21 protein-coding genes are annotated in these 19212 nt (G+C 43.8%); 10 read left to right on the top strand and 11 right to left on the bottom strand.

The features are described 5' to 3' along the window. The first annotated feature begins 121 nt into the window (after window positions 1-121). The 4 genes from EGM68_RS01125 (at window position 122) to EGM68_RS01110 (ending at window position 4728) form a co-directional block, all read left to right on the top strand. Window positions 122-1873: an ABC transporter ATP-binding protein gene (locus tag EGM68_RS01125; protein WP_090737446.1), complete on the top strand. Its 1752-nt coding sequence runs from the start codon at window positions 122-124 to the stop codon at window positions 1871-1873. Next, window positions 1870-3609, top strand: a complete 1740-nt coding sequence (locus EGM68_RS01120; RefSeq protein WP_090737448.1) for an ABC transporter ATP-binding protein — start codon at window positions 1870-1872, stop codon at window positions 3607-3609. Before EGM68_RS01125 ends, EGM68_RS01120 begins: the two co-directional genes overlap by 4 nt. 210 nt (window positions 3610-3819) lie before the next feature. After that, window positions 3820-4134, top strand: coding sequence for a MazG nucleotide pyrophosphohydrolase domain-containing protein (locus tag EGM68_RS01115; RefSeq protein ID WP_049825437.1), 315 nt, complete (start codon window positions 3820-3822; stop codon window positions 4132-4134). Window positions 4135-4146: 12 nt separating this feature from the next. After that, window positions 4147-4728, top strand: coding sequence for an LOG family protein (locus EGM68_RS01110; protein WP_090737450.1), 582 nt, complete (start codon window positions 4147-4149; stop codon window positions 4726-4728). A 201-nt stretch (window positions 4729-4929) separates the two neighbouring features. Here EGM68_RS01110 and EGM68_RS01105 read toward each other — a convergent pair whose 3' ends face one another. Both EGM68_RS01105 and speE read right to left on the bottom strand, forming a co-directional pair. Beyond that, window positions 4930-6216 carry an MFS transporter gene (locus tag EGM68_RS01105; protein ID WP_090737452.1) on the bottom strand — a complete coding sequence of 429 codons (1287 nt, stop codon included), beginning with the start codon at window positions 6214-6216 and terminating at the stop codon, window positions 4930-4932. A gap of 265 nt (window positions 6217-6481) precedes the next feature. Then, window positions 6482-7309, bottom strand: coding sequence for a polyamine aminopropyltransferase (gene speE, locus EGM68_RS01100; RefSeq protein ID WP_043885838.1), 828 nt, complete (start codon window positions 7307-7309; stop codon window positions 6482-6484). Between the two features lie 282 nt (window positions 7310-7591). Between speE and EGM68_RS01095 the strand changes: the two genes are divergently transcribed. Next, window positions 7592-9649: a transglycosylase domain-containing protein gene (locus tag EGM68_RS01095; protein ID WP_058831461.1), complete on the top strand. Its 2058-nt coding sequence runs from the start codon at window positions 7592-7594 to the stop codon at window positions 9647-9649. Between the two features lie 148 nt (window positions 9650-9797). Here EGM68_RS01095 and EGM68_RS25620 read toward each other — a convergent pair whose 3' ends face one another. Next, on the bottom strand, window positions 9798-10262 hold the full coding sequence (locus tag EGM68_RS25620) for a hypothetical protein (RefSeq protein ID WP_040102424.1): 465 nt from the start codon (window positions 10260-10262) through the stop codon (window positions 9798-9800). A 135-nt stretch (window positions 10263-10397) separates the two neighbouring features. Beyond that, window positions 10398-11447, bottom strand: a complete 1050-nt coding sequence (locus EGM68_RS01080; protein ID WP_058831462.1) for a hypothetical protein — start codon at window positions 11445-11447, stop codon at window positions 10398-10400. 124 nt (window positions 11448-11571) lie between these two features. Between EGM68_RS01080 and EGM68_RS01075 the strand changes: the two genes are divergently transcribed. Next, window positions 11572-11964 carry a VOC family protein gene (locus EGM68_RS01075; RefSeq protein WP_013368750.1) on the top strand — a complete coding sequence of 131 codons (393 nt, stop codon included), beginning with the start codon at window positions 11572-11574 and terminating at the stop codon, window positions 11962-11964. Window positions 11965-12050: 86 nt separating this feature from the next. Beyond that, window positions 12051-12863 (top strand): pentapeptide repeat-containing protein, encoded by an 813-nt coding sequence (locus tag EGM68_RS01070; protein ID WP_058831463.1) that lies wholly within the window; start codon window positions 12051-12053, stop codon window positions 12861-12863. 103 nt (window positions 12864-12966) lie between these two features. On the opposite strand, the gene EGM68_RS01065 is transcribed toward EGM68_RS01070, so the two are convergent. The 3 genes from EGM68_RS01065 to EGM68_RS01055 all read right to left on the bottom strand — a co-directional run bounded on the left by EGM68_RS01065 (window position 12967) and on the right by EGM68_RS01055 (window position 14266). Next, the gene (locus tag EGM68_RS01065; RefSeq protein ID WP_240664118.1) at window positions 12967-13365 is read right to left on the bottom strand and encodes a hypothetical protein; all 399 of its coding nucleotides are present in this window, start codon (window positions 13363-13365) and stop codon (window positions 12967-12969) included. A gap of 246 nt (window positions 13366-13611) precedes the next feature. After that, a complete protein-coding gene (locus EGM68_RS01060) occupies window positions 13612-13965 on the bottom strand; it encodes a YunG family protein (RefSeq protein ID WP_126666910.1) in 354 nt (117 codons plus the stop codon). A 52-nt stretch (window positions 13966-14017) separates the two neighbouring features. Next, window positions 14018-14266 (bottom strand): histidine phosphatase family protein, encoded by a 249-nt coding sequence (locus tag EGM68_RS01055; RefSeq protein ID WP_240664117.1) that lies wholly within the window; start codon window positions 14264-14266, stop codon window positions 14018-14020. A gap of 141 nt (window positions 14267-14407) precedes the next feature. Between EGM68_RS01055 and EGM68_RS01050 the strand changes: the two genes are divergently transcribed. Further along, window positions 14408-15157 carry an MBL fold metallo-hydrolase gene (locus tag EGM68_RS01050; protein WP_126666911.1) on the top strand — a complete coding sequence of 250 codons (750 nt, stop codon included), beginning with the start codon at window positions 14408-14410 and terminating at the stop codon, window positions 15155-15157. 99 nt (window positions 15158-15256) lie between these two features. On the opposite strand, the gene EGM68_RS01045 is transcribed toward EGM68_RS01050, so the two are convergent. After that, window positions 15257-15763 (bottom strand): PTS sugar transporter subunit IIA, encoded by a 507-nt coding sequence (locus tag EGM68_RS01045; RefSeq protein ID WP_040102430.1) that lies wholly within the window; start codon window positions 15761-15763, stop codon window positions 15257-15259. 302 nt (window positions 15764-16065) lie between these two features. On the opposite strand from EGM68_RS01045, the gene EGM68_RS25925 reads away from it, so the two are divergent. After that, window positions 16066-16155 (top strand): putative holin-like toxin, encoded by a 90-nt coding sequence (locus EGM68_RS25925; RefSeq protein WP_373441577.1) that lies wholly within the window; start codon window positions 16066-16068, stop codon window positions 16153-16155. A gap of 189 nt (window positions 16156-16344) precedes the next feature. On the opposite strand, the gene EGM68_RS01035 is transcribed toward EGM68_RS25925, so the two are convergent. Further along, window positions 16345-16557, bottom strand: a complete 213-nt coding sequence (locus EGM68_RS01035) for a helix-turn-helix domain-containing protein (RefSeq protein WP_058711758.1) — start codon at window positions 16555-16557, stop codon at window positions 16345-16347. Window positions 16558-16704: 147 nt separating this feature from the next. On the opposite strand from EGM68_RS01035, the gene EGM68_RS01030 reads away from it, so the two are divergent. Further along, window positions 16705-16992 carry a hypothetical protein gene (locus tag EGM68_RS01030; protein WP_058711759.1) on the top strand — a complete coding sequence of 96 codons (288 nt, stop codon included), beginning with the start codon at window positions 16705-16707 and terminating at the stop codon, window positions 16990-16992. 215 nt (window positions 16993-17207) lie between these two features. On the opposite strand, the gene EGM68_RS01025 is transcribed toward EGM68_RS01030, so the two are convergent. Then, entirely contained in the window at window positions 17208-18563 is a 1356-nt protein-coding gene (locus tag EGM68_RS01025) for an ApeA N-terminal domain 1-containing protein (protein WP_102163407.1), read from the bottom strand. A 121-nt stretch (window positions 18564-18684) separates the two neighbouring features. Then, window positions 18685-19191 carry a YwhD family protein gene (locus EGM68_RS01020; RefSeq protein WP_040102431.1) on the bottom strand — a complete coding sequence of 169 codons (507 nt, stop codon included), beginning with the start codon at window positions 19189-19191 and terminating at the stop codon, window positions 18685-18687. Window positions 19192-19212 lie beyond the last annotated feature (21 nt).

Raw genomic sequence — 19212 nt, 5'->3', positions numbered from 1 at the left:
ACCTATATCTCTAATATATATTAAATATTATTCATATGGTTGGGGATATGCCATAATCATATTCAGATATGCAATTATAATAGGAAAGTTTATACAATATTTAGGTTAGGTGATGGTTTATTTGCTGAAATTTGCTGTTTTTTTGAAACCTTATAAAAAGGAAACGATTCTTGGGCCTCTGTTTAAACTAATTGAGGCCATTCTGGAATTGTTGCTGCCTACTATGGTGGCTTTAATGATTAATCATGGCGTCGGTAAGGGAGACACCCATTATGTTTGGCAAATGGGTCTTTTGATGTTGCTCATGACTATACTGGGCTTTGGCAGTTCTCTCGTGTGTCAGTTTTACGCAGCCCGTGCTTCCCAAGGATTCGGAACCACACTGCGCAATACTATGTTTAAGCATATTTCATCGTTTTCTTATGCAGATCTTGATAAATTTGGTACGCCCTCTCTCATCAACCGAATTACGAATGATGTCAATCAGCTGCAAACGGCTGTAGCGATGTTGATTCGTCTGGTTATTCGTGCTCCTTTTATTTGTATCGGAGCGATCATCATGTCCATGATTCTGGACTTCCGCCTTGCTTTGGTGCTGTTGGCGGCTACACCCGTTCTGGCTTTGATCCTGTATGTGGTCATTACGAAGGCTTCTCCGCTGTACCGGCTATACCAGAAAAAGCTCGATAAAATCGCTCTGGTGCTAAGCGAGAATCTCACAGGTGTACGGGTTATACGTGCATTTGCCAAAAGAGGAGCTGAACGAGTAAAGTTCAATGCCGCCTCAGATGATCTCACCCAAACCGCTATTCGTGTCGGCCGGATTTCTGCTCTACTTAGCCCAGCCACCTTACTGGTGGTCAACGGAGCTATTATCGCCATTCTGTGGATCGGCGGTATCCATATCCAATATGGATCTCTTACACAAGGAGAGATTATTGCATTTATTAATTACATTACGCAGATTTTACTGGCCCTGATTGTGGTGACGAATCTCATTATTCTGTTCACCAAGGCGGCCACTTCAGCAGCGAGAATTCAGGAGGTTCTGGACACCGAAGCTTCGATTTCCGATACTGCCAATCCTGTATCATTAGACCAGGAAAGAACGAGTAAGACCGGCTCTGTACCAGCTATCTCCTTTGATCATGTCTCCTTTGGCTACAATAAGACAGGACAACTGGCACTTAGCGATGTAGTTGTAGACATTTATCCCGGTGAAACGGTTGGAATCATAGGAGGAACAGGCTCGGGAAAATCTACCTTCGTGAATCTGATTCCCCGCTTCTATGATGCAGTAGAAGGTTGTGTACAGGTCGATGGCATCGACGTACGGCATTATAAGCTGGAGCAATTGCGGCAGAAAATCGGGATTGTTCCACAGAAAGCACTGCTGTTCACTGGGACGATAGCGGATAATATCCGTTGGGGACATGAACATGCCACCGATGAGGAGGTCGCCCGGGCCGCAGCCATCGCGCAAGCGGATGAGTTTATTTCCAACTTGCCGAAAAAATTCGATGCCCCGATCACCCGAGGAGGACTTAATCTATCAGGCGGCCAGAAGCAGCGACTTACCATTGCCAGAGCTATTGTAGGCAATCCGGAAATTCTGATTTTGGACGATTCCTCAAGCGCACTTGATTTTGCAACTGACGCCGCCCTCCGGAAATCGCTACGGGAAAATAGCACCCGCATGACTGTCCTGCTGGTCTCGCAACGAGTAAGCAGTGTACAGCATGCCGATAAAATCATTGTATTTGATGAAGGCCGGATTGTCGGAATCGGCACACATGATCAGTTGATGAGCAGCTCGGAGGTATATCAGGAAATTAATCGCTCTCAGCTCTCAACGCAGGAGGTGGACCAATGAGTGGCAAGGAAACCTGGAGAAGATTGTTAACCTATGTCGGTCAATATAAAACAACAACATTTTGGGTCATCATCAGTGCGATTCTCAGCGTGCTTGCCAGTCTGGTCGGACCCTATATGATTGGCCGGGCTATCGACCATATGGTAAATCAGGGAGCGGTAGACTTTAGAGGTATCGCACAGATTCTATATGGACTAGGCGTTGTATATGTTGTAGGCAGTCTATTTAGCTGGTTGCTCACATATTTGACGAACCGCATTGCTTTTCAGACTGTAAATGATATGCGGCGCGAGTTATTCGATCATTTTAATATCCTTCCGTTAAGCTTTCATGACAATCATCCGCAAGGAGATAGCATTAGCCGTTTTGTGAACGATATGGATGCCGTATCGGATGGATTATTGCAGGGCTTTTCCACCTTGATCACCGGGTTGATTACCATTATTGGTTCGATTGTACTTATGCTGTATATCAGCCCAGTGATGACGTTGGTGGTATTGGTGTCTGCCCCAATCACATATGTCGTTGCACGGTTTATTACTACAAAATCGCAACGCATGTTCCGTGAACAGGCCAAAATTTTGGGAAGCTTGAACGGTTATGTGGAGGAAATGATCGGCGGACAGCGGGTAGTTACTGCCTTTCACTATGAAAACCGCTCGCTTGAGGAATTTTCCGCCAGAAACGAACAATTATATCAAGCCGGAGTGAAATCGCAGTTTTATGGATCTTTGTCCAACCCTTCCACTCGATTGGTCAACAACATGACTTTCTCCGTCACCGCTATGATTGGCTGTATTTCGATCATTTTGGGCGGGATTTCGGTAGGCGGTTTATCGAGTTTTCTCATTTACACCAATTTGTTCGCCAAGCCCTTTAATGAAATTACAGGTGTGCTGACTCAGTTTCAGGCCGCTACAGCTTCTGCTCAGCGTATATTTGCTATTTTGGATTCACCTCCGGAGCAACCGGAAAAGTCGAACGCCGTGCAGCCGGAGCGCAGTAAAGGTACAATTCTGTTTGAACATGTGAAATTTTCCTATAATCCGGAACGAACACTCATTACGAACTTTAGTTTGGAGGTCAAGCCAGGCACTCGCGTAGCTATTGTCGGACAGACCGGAGCAGGCAAAACAACACTCGTTAACCTGCTCATGCGCTTTTACGATGTGGACAGCGGTTCGATCTCCATCGACGGAGTGAATATAAACGATATGAGCCGGGACAGCCTACGTACTAACTTTGGTATGGTGCTTCAAGATACATGGCTGTTCAGCGGAACGATCCGGGACAATATCGCTTACGGAAAGCCAGAGGCCACGGACGAAGAAGTCATTGCGGCTGCGACAGCTGCCAATGCGCATAGCTTTATCAAGCGCCTGCCTCATGGTTACGATACGGTCATCAGTGGATCGGGCGATAGCCTGTCCCAAGGGCAAAGGCAGCTGCTCACTATCGCAAGGGTGATCCTCGTCGATCCACCTATGCTCATTCTGGATGAAGCAACCAGCAGTATAGACACCCTTACAGAAGCCCGGATCCAAAAGGCTTTTATGAAAATGATCGACGGACGCACCAGCTTTGTCATCGCCCACAGGCTATCAACCATCCGCGAAGCAGATCTGATTCTATACATGAAAAACGGCGATGTCGTCGAAAGTGGTACTCATGAAGGACTACTCGCAAGCGGTGGCCACTATGCCTCGCTCTATAACAGCCAGTTCACTACGGCTTAAAAAGGCTGAGCAGATACGGTCACATCAATAAGCTCAACGTCTTAAAAAAGCCAATTGCTTTTTAAGCAATTGGCTTTTTTATTTTTCTTTGATAAATCCCACCTTATATTATATAATAAAAACACGAACAAATGTTTCTATTCCATCTAAACCTTATGGTTTTGTGAGTGGCCAACATTTATGCATGGAGTTGCAGTTGGGAGGCTGAATATGGACATTAATGAATTTCAAAAGTGGGTAAAGCAATATTATCAGGATAGAAACTGGTCAGACTTGGATATCTTTGTCCGAATCGGTTTCCTGGCAGAGGAAACGGGGGAGGTTGCGAGAGCTATTCGCGCCCTGGAAATTGGCAGAGACCGGCCGGATGAGATCGACGGTTCATTCGAGGAGAACAAGGAACATTTAACCGAAGAACTTGGAGACGTACTGGGTAATCTCATCGTGATCGCCAACAAGTATGACATCACCTTGGAGGATATATTTCAAACACACCAGCAAAAACTTGCAAAAAGATATACATAAGGAGAATCTCATATGAAAAGTATCGCTGTTTTTTGCGGTTCCAGTAATGGAGCGTCTGAGGTTTATCGAGAGCATGCTGTTGCTCTGGGCAAGGCACTTGCCGAACAGGAAATAAGCCTGGTTTATGGAGGAGCAAATGTGGGTCTAATGGGTGCAGTGGCTGACGCAGCACTTCATGCAGGAGGTCGCGTCATTGGTGTGCTCCCTTACTTTTTGCAAAGCCGTGAAATTGCACATAATGGCCTGAGCAAATTAATCATTGTTGATTCCATGCACGAACGCAAATCTAAAATGGCAGAGATTGCGGACGGTTTCATTGCTTTACCAGGTGGTCCAGGTACGATGGAGGAATATTTTGAAATTTTCACATGGGCGCAATTAGGCTTGCATGAAAAGCCATGTGGGCTTTTAAATATTAACCATTATTACGATCCTCTTATTTCCTTGTTTGATCGTATGGCCGCGGAACAATTTATGCAGGAAAAATATCGTTCGATGGTAATTACGGATACGACTCCACAAGGAATCCTACATAAATTCACTAATTATACTCCTCCTTCCGTCAAAACATATCTTACGAGCAAACGGGTCTGACATTAGGAATGGCGCATCTCGATCAGCAGACGTACTATATAATTTTAAAAGGAACACCACCGTCAACGTATTCCAGTGGTGTTCCTGTAAATTGAACGAAAATGGCAGACTTTCTCCCCAATCGTCACAGTCGATTTTAAACCTGCATTTAATTATGTAGTCATCCAATGAATGATATCATGCCTAACGAGAACGCCAATCTTAAATCCCTGCTCCCGTAGCGGTCGGATGATCAACAGGTTCATTTTCCTGAAAGTCACGTCGATACCACCAGCCGATCAGAACAGCAATGGTAGTCATTGCCGCAGCCAGCAAATACACCTGCACCATACCAAATCGGTCAGCATACCAGCCCATAAATAATAAAGCCAGACCAAAAGCGAGATTGGTAAGCACATCAATTCCTGCCATTACTTTGGGCAGCTGGGCTGGCGGTGCACTGGTTTGCAGCAAGGTGCGGCGAATAATGCCTGCCATTTGAACAGGTAAGCCTGACACAGCAAAAAGAACAAGCGCAGCCACGGGAATGGTATTCAGCGCAAATACAATGGTAATCAGTACATACACTAGCAACGCTCCGAGCATGTACAAAAAGCTGTTCTTTTGCAATCTCTTGACCAAGCCAACGACAATTAATCCACCCAAAATGGTGCCGGAGAAAAAGGACGCATTCATGAAGCCCCACCAGCTCGCATCCCGATGCAGCACTTGACTGACGTACGCCAAAATAAATACGCCGAGCCAAGAGACTCCCCCAATACTGTCCACGCTGTCGACAATCATTAGAGAACGAATACGACGGTTATGCCAAATGATTTTCCATCCTTCCCCAAGCTCTTTCCAATGGGAGCCTTTTTCCTTTGCGGGTTCTACTGCATCTGTTAAGGACTCTGGAGATTCGGGGTTTGATTCCTTTTGATCCAGCGGATCACGAATGAAGGACGTGACAGTTACAGCCACGAGATAACAACAGGAGGCAATTGCAAGAGTATTCAGGGAACCCAGCCAAGCGACAATCATTCCGCTCAACGCCCAGCCTGCACACTTGACCACCTGATCACTGACCGCTACCATACCGTTTGCCCGCATGAGTCCCTCACCAGTGGCCAAACGGGGTACAAGCGCATTACGCGCAGGATTGGTCCATCCATCCAAAAAAGACATGCCAAAAACCATCACAAAAATAAACAGAAACGACCTCTGCTCAGGTACGATCCACAAATAAAGCAGCAGCAACGTAAAAATGATAAACTGCCCAAACTGGGAAAATAGCAGAACCTGCGTCAGCCGAAATCGACCGAGCACGATCGGTGCAACAAGCCCACTAATCACTTGAGCTGACAAACGAAACAACGGGATTAAAATAGTCGTCATTAAGGAATTACTTGAACTGAATACCAACACCACCACACTCAACATGTAGATGATATCTGCTGCGTTGGAAATCGTCTGAGACCCCCACAGGTAATAAAAAGAGCGTCTGATCAAAAAAGTTCCCCCCTCTTTGGTATATCGCCAATTTATGTATTTCCATAACCAAACCTCCCCTGTCGATTACAAATCTGTTAAATGTCCGGTTTTTTGTATGTTCTACATATACCCTTAAATTTCCTTCTTTTATCTTAAAAGGAAATTCAGTGTCCACTATATTTTCATGCCTACTACAATCTGATTTAACACAAAAAAAAGCGTCTATAGCGCTCTTTTCGCTCTATACTGGCGATAAAGATCACTAAGACGCTTCTTAAAATGTTTACTTTGTTAAATCTTCCACAAATTTAGGTAGTACAAATGCCGCTTTGTGCAGACGTGGACTGTAATATCGGGTATCCATCTCTGGAATTTGGTTCTCGTCCACTTCGAGCGGGTCATATTTCTTGCTGCCCAATGTGAATGTCCAAAGACCGCTCGGATAGGTTGGAATGTTTGCACCGTACACACGCACAATCGGGAAAATCTCTTTTACATCTTTGTTGACCTTCTGAATCAGGTCAGCCTTGAACCAAGGATTATCCGTCTGCGCCACGAAAATGCCGTCTTCCTTCAGCGCCTCAAAAATACCTTGGTAAAACCCACGTTCGAACAGCGGCGCTGCCGGACCAACCGGCTCCGTCGAATCGACCATAATCACATCGTATTCATTTTTGTGTTCGATAATATGCATGTAGCCGTCATTGACCAGTACTTCCACATTGGACTCGTCCAACTTCCCAGCAATTTCAGGTAAATATTTTTTAGAATATTCAATGACTTTACCGTCAATCTCCACCAATACAGCCTTTTCCACTTCAGGATGCTTGATGACCTCACGGATAACGCCGCCATCCCCGCCGCCCACAACCAAAACCTTTTTCGGATTCGGATGTGTATTCAAAGCCGGATGTGCTACCATTTCGTGATATACAAATTCATCCTTAACCGTTGTCATCACCATGCCGTCCAGAACAAGCATATTGCCGAATTCCTCCGTCTCGATCATTGCCAGATCCTGAAAATCTGTTTTCTCAGAGACGTAGGTTTGTTTGATTTTTGCTGTAATGCCGAAAGAGGGAGTCTGCTTCTCCGTAAACCACAAATCCATCATTCCAACCTTCTTTCTGATCAAAGTATGTGTCCGGCAATCCGGTAGCATAAACATGGACTTTCCTTATAACTGCAACACGCAAACCCCGAGTTTGCTATATTTATTGTACCAAACACACTTGAATTTCACACTTTTTGCATTATAAGCGATACCCGAATGGACTGTAAAAGCATTTTTAGGGCTTAATCTTGTTTAAAATAGATACGTATATGCATCTGATGAATAGACGCTTTCGGATTGACTATACTGAGAACATGAACTATGGAAGGAGGTGGCATGATGACCGATACTACCGGGCGATCCTCCAAGCGTAAACCGCTTTGGCTTCGATGCTTTCAAGGGCTGATGTCTCTCACGATTCTGACGGTCATCGCCGCCTGCATTCTGCTCGCCTATTTGTACACAACCAGCCTTCCGCTCGCCGATACAGACCGGAATTCCCGTCTGCTCGATAGTCAGGGGCAAGTCATTGCTACCTTCTCTGCCGGAGGAAAGGAATCTATTCCTGTCCAGCTTGATCACATTTCGCCCGATTTAATAGCAGCTACACTGGCTGTGGAAGACCGGAAGTTTTACGATCATTTTGGCTTTGATTTCAAAGGTCTGGGCCGGGCAGTAATCGTTAATTTGACCCGCTGGGATATGTCACAGGGGGCCAGCACGCTGACTCAGCAGCTTGCGCGCAATCTGTACTTATCTCACGAGAAAACGTGGACGCGCAAGGCCAAGGAAGCCATCTATACTGCACAGCTTGAAATGAAGTATTCCAAGGATGAGCTGCTGCAAATGTATTTAAATGAAATTTACTATGGTCATGGCGCCTATGGCATTGAGGCGGCCTCGCAAATGTATTTCGGTAAATCCGCAAAGGATCTGGATTTGGCCGAAAGCGCCCTATTGGCAGGTATTCCGAAAGGTCCGACCTACTATTCACCATATAATCATATGAAAAACGCAAAGGATCGGCAGAAAATTGTACTGGACTCCATGGCACTCATCGGTAAAATTACACCGGCTGAAGCCAGCAAGGCCTATGAGGAAATACTGGCCCTGCGGCCCGAGAGCCAGCGTCGGACAGTGGAAGCTGCTCCCTGGTTTCGCGATTATGTTCGCCAGCTAGCAACTCATCAATTTGGGATTAGCGAAGCGGTGCTTGAGCATGGCGGGCTGAGCATTTATACGACGCTGGACATGCACATGCAGCAGGCAGCCGAGGCGGCTGTCAATGAGGGCATGAAGAACAGCAACGGACTGGAAACTGCACTAATCTCCATGGACCCGCGCAATGGACATGTCAAGGCCATGGTCGGCGGAACGAACTATGTCGGGAATCAATACAACCATGCACTGGCCACAACCCGGCAGCCAGGCTCGTCTTTCAAGCCGATTATGTATCTCAGCGCGCTGGATTCCGGCCAATTGACGAGTACGTCCAAATTCGAAAGCCGACCGACGTTGTTCCACTACGACAACAACCGCAAAACTTATAAGCCCAAAAATTTTGGAGATAAATATTTGGGTGAAATAGATCTGCGGCGCGCCATTGCGGCATCTGATAATATTTATGCCGTCAGCACCATTCTGCAGGTAGGAGCGGATAAGGTCATGGACCTCGCCAGCAAAATGGGCATTACGAGCGAGCTCAAGCCCGTGCCTTCGCTGGCGTTGGGCGTGTCACCCGTCAGCCCGTTTGAGATGGCCTCGGCCTTCTCAGTCATCAGCAGTGGCGGGCAAAAGGTAGCTCCGGTGGCGGTGCTGCGCATCACCGATGCGGCTGGTCGATCGCTGTACGAAGCGCCGCAAGCCGCACCCGTTCAGGTGGTAAAGCCCGCCTCTGCCTATGTCCTCACACGCCTCATGGAAGGCGTGTTCGAAGAAGGCGGCACCGGCAATCGGGTCGCGAAGTTGATCAAGCGCCCGGTTGCCGGCAAAAGCGGCACGACCAATACGGACGCGTGGATGGTCGGCTTCACCCCGGAGCTATCCACCGCTGTTTGGGTCGGATATGACAAGGGCAAGGCCATCAGCACGCAGGATGCCCGGCGGGCGGCACCAATTTTCGCACAATATACGGAAAAAGCGCTGGAGAATGTGCCGCCCAAAATATTCCCGATCCCTGACGGCGTAGTCAGCGCCTATATTGATCCGGCTAGCGGCAAGCTGGCTGCGCCGGACAGTCCCGACAAGCGGCTGGAGGTATTCGTTAGCGGTACCGAGCCGAAAGAGACCCTATCGGGGCAGAATAACCCACAGGCATCGACACCTACTGACCAAGCGGAACGACAGGCCGAAAAAAAATCCTGGTGGGGCAATTTTAAGCGATGGTGGATGGAGTAATAGCAAAAAAAGACTGGAAAACGCCATGATGCGCTCTCCCAGTCTTTTTTATCTTTACTTCAATTATCTTATTCGCCCATTTTAGCTCTCTTGCCAGTGCCATCAGCCATTACACAGTTAAGCCCCGTTCTTTCCTAAAGCTGCGCTATTACCAAAAACAGCTAAATGACTCAATACGGTTGGTGTCTACACCATAGTAAAACCAAAAGCGGCCACTCCACCGAAAACCTGCTACGGATGTTCTGCCTACAAAGACAGGGTACATCCAGAAGCGCTCTCCGTTCGTCAGCCATACAAACGTGTTGCGGTACAAACAACCGAAAATGGCTCCTGGGTCAACCGCATAGGCCGAAACTAGCGGTTTCGGTGGCGTAAATTGCGGTGGTGGGGAAGTTGGTGCTTGAGCTTGCTGCCCACCTTGCGGACCGAACGGCCCTTGCGGTGGCGGGGAGAACGGCTGTGGCGAAAAGGGGCCTGGGCCTGGTGGCGGACCTACCGGAGACGGGAACGAATCCTGCATATCAGGAAATTGTGGAATTGAAGGACCTGACGGTGTGAATGGACCCGGAGTACCCGGTTGCGTTCCGAAAGGAACTTGTGGCAGTAAAGACATGTGTTTCACTCCTTGTGTTCTAGGCTGATGTATCCTATGCGGGACATCAGCCCGTGGACTGGGCGAATCCCCATATCGCCGCCAAACTCCGTCATTTCGTCCTTTTATATCAAAAATTCTTATATCTTGACCGGATTAACTCCCCGTCTGGACATGCTCCAGCTCAATTTCATGCACCATTCTAATCTCGACTCGTTTCCTGAGCTCATCATACTGTTTCAGCAGCCGGTGCTTATACCCTAAATTGTCGTTCATCCAGCCTATAATAGAGTCATCCTTATGCTCCGTGGACCAGCTAAACAAATCGCTATAGATTTGAGCAAATGATTCCTCGTTACGGCGAGCGAACCGGATCGGTTGAACTCTATAGCTGAGCTTCAGTTCCAACATTTCATACAACACTTCCAAACGGTACTCCAAGTCCTGTACACCTGCTTTGGATGCATCGTAGCTTTTTATATCCTGAATAAGCTCTCTAAAGGTCAACCCTACATGCTGCATAGCAATATAAGACCACACACAACTTCCCGTAGCTGTTCCATGAGCCTCCCAAAGCGGATTCCACAAAATAGACCGAATTGTATCCTTCTGCTCTTCTCCAAACAAAGCAATTCCAGCAATAATTCCTGCATTACAGTCTACGGAAGCATGTCGCTCTCCCCAATGCACCAATCGTGGAATCATATCTTCAGTAGTACATTTAAAGCTTAGTAGGGGTAAGAATTCATCAAACAGATGCTGATCCACTGCTTGTTCCAATTCAGTCGCCAGTCGTTCACGGAACGATTCGCATGGAAGATGTACGAGCCCCAAACAAGCATCCACAGATGCTGCCCCATATGGCCCGTTCACCCATGCGACGAGATCAGCCGCAGCTTCCACATAACCCAAATAACCTAACACATGCAGCACACCATCAGGTATATGTTCCGAGGATGTCTGATTTCGAACATAACGCTCGTACATATCCTGCGCCAAAGCAACATCTCCGCATCTCATGATCGGCTGAAGAAGCAGCCCCCTAATATAATGATGAGGATCTTCTACAAAAAGCCTATATAACTCCCAGGCATCCTTCACGGTTCCATATTGGGCAACTACATCCGTATAGGCAGAAATGATGCTGGCATCCACTTTATTGCCTGAGCCCAACATATCAATAATCCTTGCTGTCGCGCCTATCATCCAGTTTTCCCCTTTCTCAGTTATGCCTATCTTTCTTTATGAAGTACTTCTCTAATCGTGAATATTTCTATTATAAAAGAGAAAAAATGTTATCATCTATAATCCACTCAAGGGAGCTGATCTGATGCAGGATTCTAGTTCAAAAATCACAACTTTCTTCATGTTTCCCGGTCAAGCAGAGGAAGCCATGCAATATTATACCTCTGTATTTAAGCCGTCTGGTATCATGAGTATTTTTCATCAGGAAGATGGGACCGTGTTACATGCCGTATTCAACCTCAAAGGGCAAACCTTTATGGCCATAGACTATAACCATCAGGACAAACACCCTTTTACCCCAGCCCTATCGCTATTCGTCACTTGTGATTCGGAAGAAGAAATCCATCGTGTGTTTGGTCAGCTATCTCAGGAAGGCCGAGTTTTAATGCCCCTTGAAGCCTCGCCCGTAAGCCAACAATTTGGCTGGGTCGAAGACAAGTACGGTGTTTCATGGCAATTAAATTTGGCAAAAGAGTAACCGACTATTTTACTTAGCAATACACTCCTTCATCTTTTTTTGGTACTATTACATGTAGTAGGTGCTAATAAAAGGATGTGTGTTTATTGTATACCGCCGATTGTGAAAAATGTTTTGGTTTATGCTGTGTCGCCTTGCCTTATGCCAAATCTGCTGATTTTGCCTTTAACAAGGATGGAGGAACTCCCTGTCAACACCTAAATGCGGATTATCGCTGCGACATTCATAAGAACCTAAGAAATAACGGCTTGCGAGGCTGTACAGTATATGATTGCTTTGGGGCAGGTCAAAAAATATCCCAAGTTGTATACAACGGAAAAAGCTGGCGAGACAACCCGGCAATAGCTGATGAAATGTTCAATCTATTTCCCATCATGCAACAGCTTCATGAAATGCTGTATTACCTAAACGAAGCCCTTAGCTTAAAAGAAACTCACTCCATTTATACCGAGTTACATAAAGCGATGGAAAAAACCGAGCAGCTTACGGATCAAGCTCCAAAATCCCTTATAGATCTTCATGTACCCACCCATAGGGCGTTAGTTAATGATTTACTTGTACAAACAAGTGAGTTAGTGCGAGAAAAATTCAAGAAAAACATGGAGAACCATAAACTCAGTAAAAAAATCAAGAATAGAGACCTTATCGGGGCCAATTTAAGAGGCGTTAATCTGAGAGGTGCCAACCTGAGAGGCGTTCTACTGATTGCTGCTGACCTACGTGAGGCTGATTTGAGCATGACTGACCTTATCGGTGCAGATTTTAGAGATGCTGACTTAAGTGGGGCTAATCTGGAAGGAAGTATCTTTCTTACACAAGCGCAGTTAAATTCGGCTAAAGGCAATAGCAAAACCAAACTGCCCCCTTCTCTAAGCTTTCCCAGCCATTGGCTAAATTAGATTTTACCCTAAAGCAACATTGCTTACCTATATGAAAAAAGAAGTAGACCGCCCTCGACAAGGTACCGATCTACTTCTAAATTTTACTGTTTACTCCGTCATTCTACTCATCCGTCGCATGCTGCTCTGTAGTGCTTTCCTGATAAAAACAGACTTGTTCCTTACATCCATAATGAATAGTAGATCCAGTATCCTCATAATAACCCACATCTTCGAAATCTGCGGGCTTTGTAGCTGCAATCAGATTCAACAGATCCTGCGCAACTTCTGTTATAGAGTCTTTCTCAGTATCTCCCCCTATAGCAGGACCGCCTGGTCCTTCGTATGCAGTCAATATCCAACTCTGTCCAGTCGAATTTGTTGCTTTAATTATGTACCCATAAGCTTCTTCCAAATCTTTCGATGTCCTTTGAGGCTGTCCGAATAAAGTAATTAGCGCTCCTCTAAACTGAGCACTGCTCTCCTCCTCCAGCGATGTAGCATGAAGAATATTGGATGTCATCAATACAGTCTTTGGATCATTAACTTTTTTATAACTATATTTCGATACATACTTCTCGCCTGAATACTTTTTACTTTGTGGGGTTGATTCCTGTTGATCCAATGGTATTGGGTTTTGTTTAGAAGGATTCAGTAGCAAGCCACACACAATCGCAAGAAGGATCACCGCAACTGCTAAATATTTATTAATTGCACTCCCTCCTTACTCCCTAAAAACTATTTGGCTATGGATACATTTTAAATACCCTTATACCTTTTCGTTAAGAGATTCCCCTAGTCTCCGGCTTAAGGCTGCATACTGCTCTGCATTGGTGTCTGAGAATGCTTCTTCTCGGTTGGAGTGTACATGCTGATACTGTGGAAGGCTTAAAAATTGCGACTTTGTAAAATCTATAATGTCCTCACCGATTCGGTTGTAATAATGCCAGCCGCTATCCAGCCAGGTCTTCAAAATATCACCACCAAGCCTGTCCTGAACGACAAGCGCTGTGACTCCACATTGTCCGGCTGCAGGATTATTAGCTGTCCATTTAGAGCTAGACTCCAAAGACCAAGCCTGAAACAATGCCTTTTCTAATTTTAAATAACGGTTTGCATTCAATATGCGTCTCCCCTTTCGAAACCATTCTGCACTTATAGTGAACGCGCCTTACTTATTTCCACCCATATTCCACACTCTGTGAATGACGTAGATTAGTATATACCTGCAAATGTCTACGCTCAGCCAAGGGCTGAATGGTTCGCACGGCCCGTTTCCATGGACTGGACACAATATATTCCACACCTACATTCTCCATAAAATCAGCCAACTGCTCAGCTTGTAGGTTACCTTCATCGGTGAGTTGGGCATCTGGTTCCTGTCCAGTTGCTTGGGCATGTCTAACAAAATAAATTTTCTTCACGTCATCGCTCCTAACCGTCACACAAATGTAGCATTATACATATTTGCAAATAATTATTTTTATGTTATAATTTATGTTTACATACTTGGATTTCATGATAAGATTCCTTTGTATTACATCAACTCTTATGGGAGGGATTCGATGCAATTAGACAAAGGAATACACATGCTCCAGGTTTCTGCTAATATCATGGGAAGTATAGAGAGCATTCACCCCACCTTAATGTGGGACGAAGACAATATGATTTTAGTTGATACAGCTTACCCCGGGCAACTCTCCCTTTTAAATGAAGCTATTCTAGGTACCGGATTAGCAATCCATAAACTTACCTCCATATTAATAACACACCAGGATCTTGACCATATTGGCAGTTTAGCAGATATAATCCAGGCTTCTTCCTCCCTAGTTCAAGTATTAGCCAGTTCTATCGAAAAGCCTTATATACAGGGAGAAAAACAGCTTATAAAGCTAACCCCAGAAGCAATAGATCAAGCTGTAAGCTCCATGCCTGAATCCGTTCCGGTAGAGTGGAGACATGCATTCCGGCGTACACTTGAAAATCCCCCAAAGGCTATTGTAAACTCCACCATCGTTGCTGGAGAGGAATTGCCCTTCTGTGGGGGGGTCTTAGTTATAGATACTGCTGGACATACACCAGGACACCTAAGTTTCTATCATAAATCCAGTCAAACCCTGATTGCAGGAGATGCTCTACGTGTAGTAAGCGGCAAATTACTGGCTCCAGACCCGCAATACTGCTGTGATTTCAATATCGCCAAAGAATCTCTTAAAAACCTGCTGCCATATGATATTAAAAAAGTGATTTGTTTTCATGGAGGGCTATACGAAGGCAATTGTAATCAGCGGATATCTGAAATATGTGAATCCTAGCTTTTGTTCACATGTTCATACCAGTCCCTTGACCAGTCAGTGAATCATCTAAAGAAAAGACTAACCAGGAATTCCTGGTTAGTCTTTTCTGAATGAAAGCTAGGCTTTTAAATGAACCCTTAATACAGGTACATCTGAAGTAGCAGATGAGCTTTCTAATATCTCCACATGACTGATCATATCTTGCCCGTCTGGAACGATTACTGGAGTAATTACAGGTAATCCACCCTGTTGAATCGCATCCAGATCAAACTCCATCAATAATTGTCCAGCTTTAATGCTATCTCCTACTTTGACATGAGGGTTAAACCCCTGCCCTTTGAGAGAGACGGTATTAATCCCGACATGTATCAAAACTTGTACGCCAGATTCATGTTCAATAATCAGAGCGTGTTTGCTTTTCTCCATGACATGGGCAACTTTTCCCGCGAAAGGAGCGGTGACCCTACCCTCAGATGGATGAATAGCGATGCCATCCCCCATAGCTTTTGTAGAGAACGCAGGATCTGGAACCTCTTCTAGAGAAACCACTTTTCCTTTAATTGGCGCTACCATGTCGAATTCTTCAATACGGGGAGCCGCCTTCTTTTTCAACCATTTAAACATAACGATGCCACCTTATTTAGAGATTACATTCATAAACAGCGATAGGAAAAAAACTATATCCTTTTAGGAACCGGTTCCACGAATTCATTAAATAAAACCGGAGTGAAACCGATTTCTATTTGAATTATAGTGAATGCCTTTCCATGATGTCAAGGCGATGATGTTCATCTTAGTCGGGTCATTTATTATCGTAATTACGCATTTAAGTATTTTCACTCTTAAAAGCGATTGTTTTATGGTATACTTTGCTAGTACAACATACGGCTAAAAGGGCGGTCGGCTAGTCTCCCCGAAGGGAGGTGATGCCCATGGAGGTTAAAGACGCGATTTCCTTGATGATCATGTTTGGCATGTTCATTCTGGCATTGCTTACCTACGTGAAAAAGAAATAGACCGCTCTGACTAAGGAATACGGTCTATATTCGACCTTATCTTACCCGGCCGACTGCTCTTTATGCAGTTGTTGTATGCTGGGGTCGTGTTGACGCACGACTCCTTTACTATTCTTACCTCAGTATAGCTCATTTTATAACGTAAATACAGCTTTTATCTTCAAATATTTTACTGATTGCTCTGTCATTTTATTTGTCCGGTACATATTCTATGAGGTCTGAAAGCTTACAATTGAAGGTATCACAAAGCTTAAATAATGTTTCCAATTTGGTTGTTTCTATATTTGTCTCGCGATATAATTTATTGATTGAATTTCTGCTAAGTCCCGATAAACTCATCAGCTCCGTGATATCATCTATTCGGTGTTCAGCCATAAGCGCCCGAATGTTACACTTCAGCAAATTATTTTCCCTCCTATATCTGATATGTTTAATTTATGCTCCATAAGTATACTCATTAACTTTTTAAGGTTAAAAAACAACTTTACATTAACTCTGTAAGGTCTTATAATAACTCTATAAAGTTAATGAAAAGGAGTTATGTACATTATGATGTATTCCTTAGATGTTATAATTGAACCCCTTATTCGCACACGATTAGAAGTATTATACTCCAATCTTCTAAAAACAAAATCAGACTACATAGACTTATCTACTTCATGTGATCAATATTTCAAACAAATTCGTGATTCCGTTCCAGACAATCTTCAGCATGTTATATTTCTTTATGAAGATACACAGATTTCACTACAAGCCATTCTTGAGAATAGCATATACTTACAAGGTTTTAAAGATGCTCTTCACCTTTTTGATGAGGTAAAAAATAATCTGGATTAAAAACCTTCTCGAAGTTTCTGTTTTACTTTTCACTCTCAGGAAATTCACAGAAAAAAATAGACCGTCCTCGCCGAGATAACGATCTATCCTCAAATATTACAAAGAGTAATTTCTGAATTCAATTAGGTATATGTCAGCCAATATTTAAGCGATATTAAATATTGGCTGCTAGTTTCACAGGGGTTTTCAAAAAGTATTCTTACGTTTGTTTTCGATTAGAACTTAAGCTCCTGTTTTATAATATCTAAACCATGTTTCTGATCCACATGTTCTTCAATAAATACTTGGTTGAAGCCTAATTCTTTAAGAATTAAAGCCCTTAACATCAAAATGAATAATCTCCCGAAATAAAACATTTCATGAATATCTAAGCTCTTATCTTTTTTACTTACATCAAAGTGTGTATAGTAGTTCCTTGTCTCCGTTATTTTAAATGAGAAGCTAGAAATTTTTTTTGAATTTAGCCCCAAAAGGAAATTAATTTCTTTAAATAAGAGTTTTAACCTTGTAGCTAAAGTAGGTTCATTGCTATATCTTAGTTTCTCTCTAAGCCAGTCCTTATTTTCAACCTCACAAATATCCTCCAAAATTTGTTCAATTTTTGTATTATAGTTAGTCTGATCTTCTACCCAATTCGGCCTAATCCTCCTTGAAAACGTCTCTAATGATTGCACTAGCTTTAAAAAGGAAATTGGAGTAAATACCTCTTTCTTATGAGATTCTACAAAATAGTCTATAACAGGTTCTAACAATTCATATTTATTAGTCCATGTATCGAGGAAACTTTGAAGGTCACTTTCAATATCTACATATCTAAATATGAAATCATGACTTTTTAAATCTTCATTAAGAACTTCATTATTCTCACTTATATAGATAAGTTCTATCTTTTTATCTTCTTCTGTAGATACTATTATTTTTGCTGGACTAATGTATCTAGTGGCACAAATAGATAGTAGGTTCGAGAAATTATCAATTAACTCGTGCATGTATAAATAACTGATTCCTTGCCCTATTCTACTAAACTTAATCCAAGCAGTTTGTTGAATAGAAAAATTATTATAACTATTTCCCCGCGACTCTGCATTATATTCAAAAGATATTTCTACATCTTTGAAATTAGCTTTTATAGATTTCGGTAGAGAATACTCTATTATCATACTTTTTTCGTCATCATTATAAGACACAGCGTATGAAGAAGGAGATAACCATTGCTCAAGGTTTTGATAGGAAATCTTTACACTTGTGAATGCAATATTTTCTTTTGTATTGAAGTGAGTACCTATAAATAAAAGCTCTGGGGAATATTTTTCAGTAAATGTCCCAGGTATGTTAAATTTATGCCCCACACGTATACAATCTATTAAGCTCACTCTCTTCCCATTTGTAGTGAACCCTTGAATCACTTCGACGCTGTTATCTACCTTTGAAGAAAACCCTTCCGTCTTTTTAAGTTGACCCATAATAATTAATTCTATCTTCTTTTGATCATATTTTAATGTTCCATATAATTTGCTATCAGGATTATCCGGTAGCCACCACTCACCCATGAGTTCAATCTGATCAGACATTTAGATTCCCTCCTTACATTTTCTAAAGTTATGTAACCTTTAATTTGAATGCTTATCGCACGAAAGGCAACCACTCACCAAACCAAGAAGTTGCCTTAAGTTTAATCGTCCTTTTTTCTACTTACCCTTCTAGCGCCTGCTTCAATTCCTCTGGCGAAGCGTCCCACCATTCCTGATTATGCGAAATCAGCAGGCTTTTGAGCGCTGCTTTATCTTCGCTGCCCAGATCATCCAGCATGAAACGGCGCTTGAGTGCATAATCCATACGGTTAACATGATCGGCAAGAATTTTCCAGCCGCGTTTTGCTTCGTCGTCAATCAGCATCTCGCAGGCTGTCGCGCCACCGTACATACGTCCTTCAGGCGTACGGTCCACAGCTACCCATACCAGCCATACCTGGCGTCCGTTCGGTACGTCTTCTTTATTCGTAGAGAACTTGATTCCACGTTCCACTTTACTTTTGGCATGCATGGCACCGATATCAATTTTCGCCTCTCCTCGGTCAATGATGACCGGGGACATGCTGTTCAGGTCGATTGAGCCTGCGCCGAAGCCCTTATGTTTACTCTTGCCACTGACAATATTCAGTGCAATCTGCTTTTTGCCGTCCGGCTGATTTTCACTCATGCGTCACTAGGCCTCCAATTT

This window comes from Paenibacillus sp. M-152, assembly GCF_003856555.1.
Taxonomy (GTDB): domain Bacteria; phylum Bacillota; class Bacilli; order Paenibacillales; family Paenibacillaceae; genus Paenibacillus; species Paenibacillus polymyxa_C.
The sequence above is the reverse complement of the archived record's forward strand: the minus strand, read 5'-3'. Positions and strand labels throughout refer to the sequence as shown.

Coding starts and splice junctions, on each gene's coding strand:
- EGM68_RS01120 (WP_090737448.1), top strand. CDS start 1,870: ATGAGTGGCAAGGAAACCTGGAGAAGATTGTTAACCTATGTCGGTCAA.
- EGM68_RS01115 (WP_049825437.1), top strand. CDS start 3,820: ATGGACATTAATGAATTTCAAAAGTGGGTAAAGCAATATTATCAGGAT.
- EGM68_RS01110 (WP_090737450.1), top strand. CDS start 4,147: ATGAAAAGTATCGCTGTTTTTTGCGGTTCCAGTAATGGAGCGTCTGAG.
- speE (WP_043885838.1), bottom strand. CDS start 7,309: ATGGATTTGTGGTTTACGGAGAAGCAGACTCCCTCTTTCGGCATTACA.
- EGM68_RS01095 (WP_058831461.1), top strand. CDS start 7,592: ATGACCGATACTACCGGGCGATCCTCCAAGCGTAAACCGCTTTGGCTT.
- EGM68_RS25620 (WP_040102424.1), bottom strand. CDS start 10,262: ATGTCTTTACTGCCACAAGTTCCTTTCGGAACGCAACCGGGTACTCCG.
- EGM68_RS01080 (WP_058831462.1), bottom strand. CDS start 11,447: ATGATAGGCGCGACAGCAAGGATTATTGATATGTTGGGCTCAGGCAAT.
- EGM68_RS01075 (WP_013368750.1), top strand. CDS start 11,572: ATGCAGGATTCTAGTTCAAAAATCACAACTTTCTTCATGTTTCCCGGT.
- EGM68_RS01065 (WP_240664118.1), bottom strand. CDS start 13,365: ATGACATCCAATATTCTTCATGCTACATCGCTGGAGGAGGAGAGCAGT.
- EGM68_RS01050 (WP_126666911.1), top strand. CDS start 14,408: ATGCAATTAGACAAAGGAATACACATGCTCCAGGTTTCTGCTAATATC.
- EGM68_RS01045 (WP_040102430.1), bottom strand. CDS start 15,763: ATGTTTAAATGGTTGAAAAAGAAGGCGGCTCCCCGTATTGAAGAATTC.
- EGM68_RS25925 (WP_373441577.1), top strand. CDS start 16,066: ATGCCCATGGAGGTTAAAGACGCGATTTCCTTGATGATCATGTTTGGC.
- EGM68_RS01030 (WP_058711759.1), top strand. CDS start 16,705: ATGATGTATTCCTTAGATGTTATAATTGAACCCCTTATTCGCACACGA.
- EGM68_RS01025 (WP_102163407.1), bottom strand. CDS start 18,563: ATGTCTGATCAGATTGAACTCATGGGTGAGTGGTGGCTACCGGATAAT.
- EGM68_RS01020 (WP_040102431.1), bottom strand. CDS start 19,191: ATGAGTGAAAATCAGCCGGACGGCAAAAAGCAGATTGCACTGAATATT.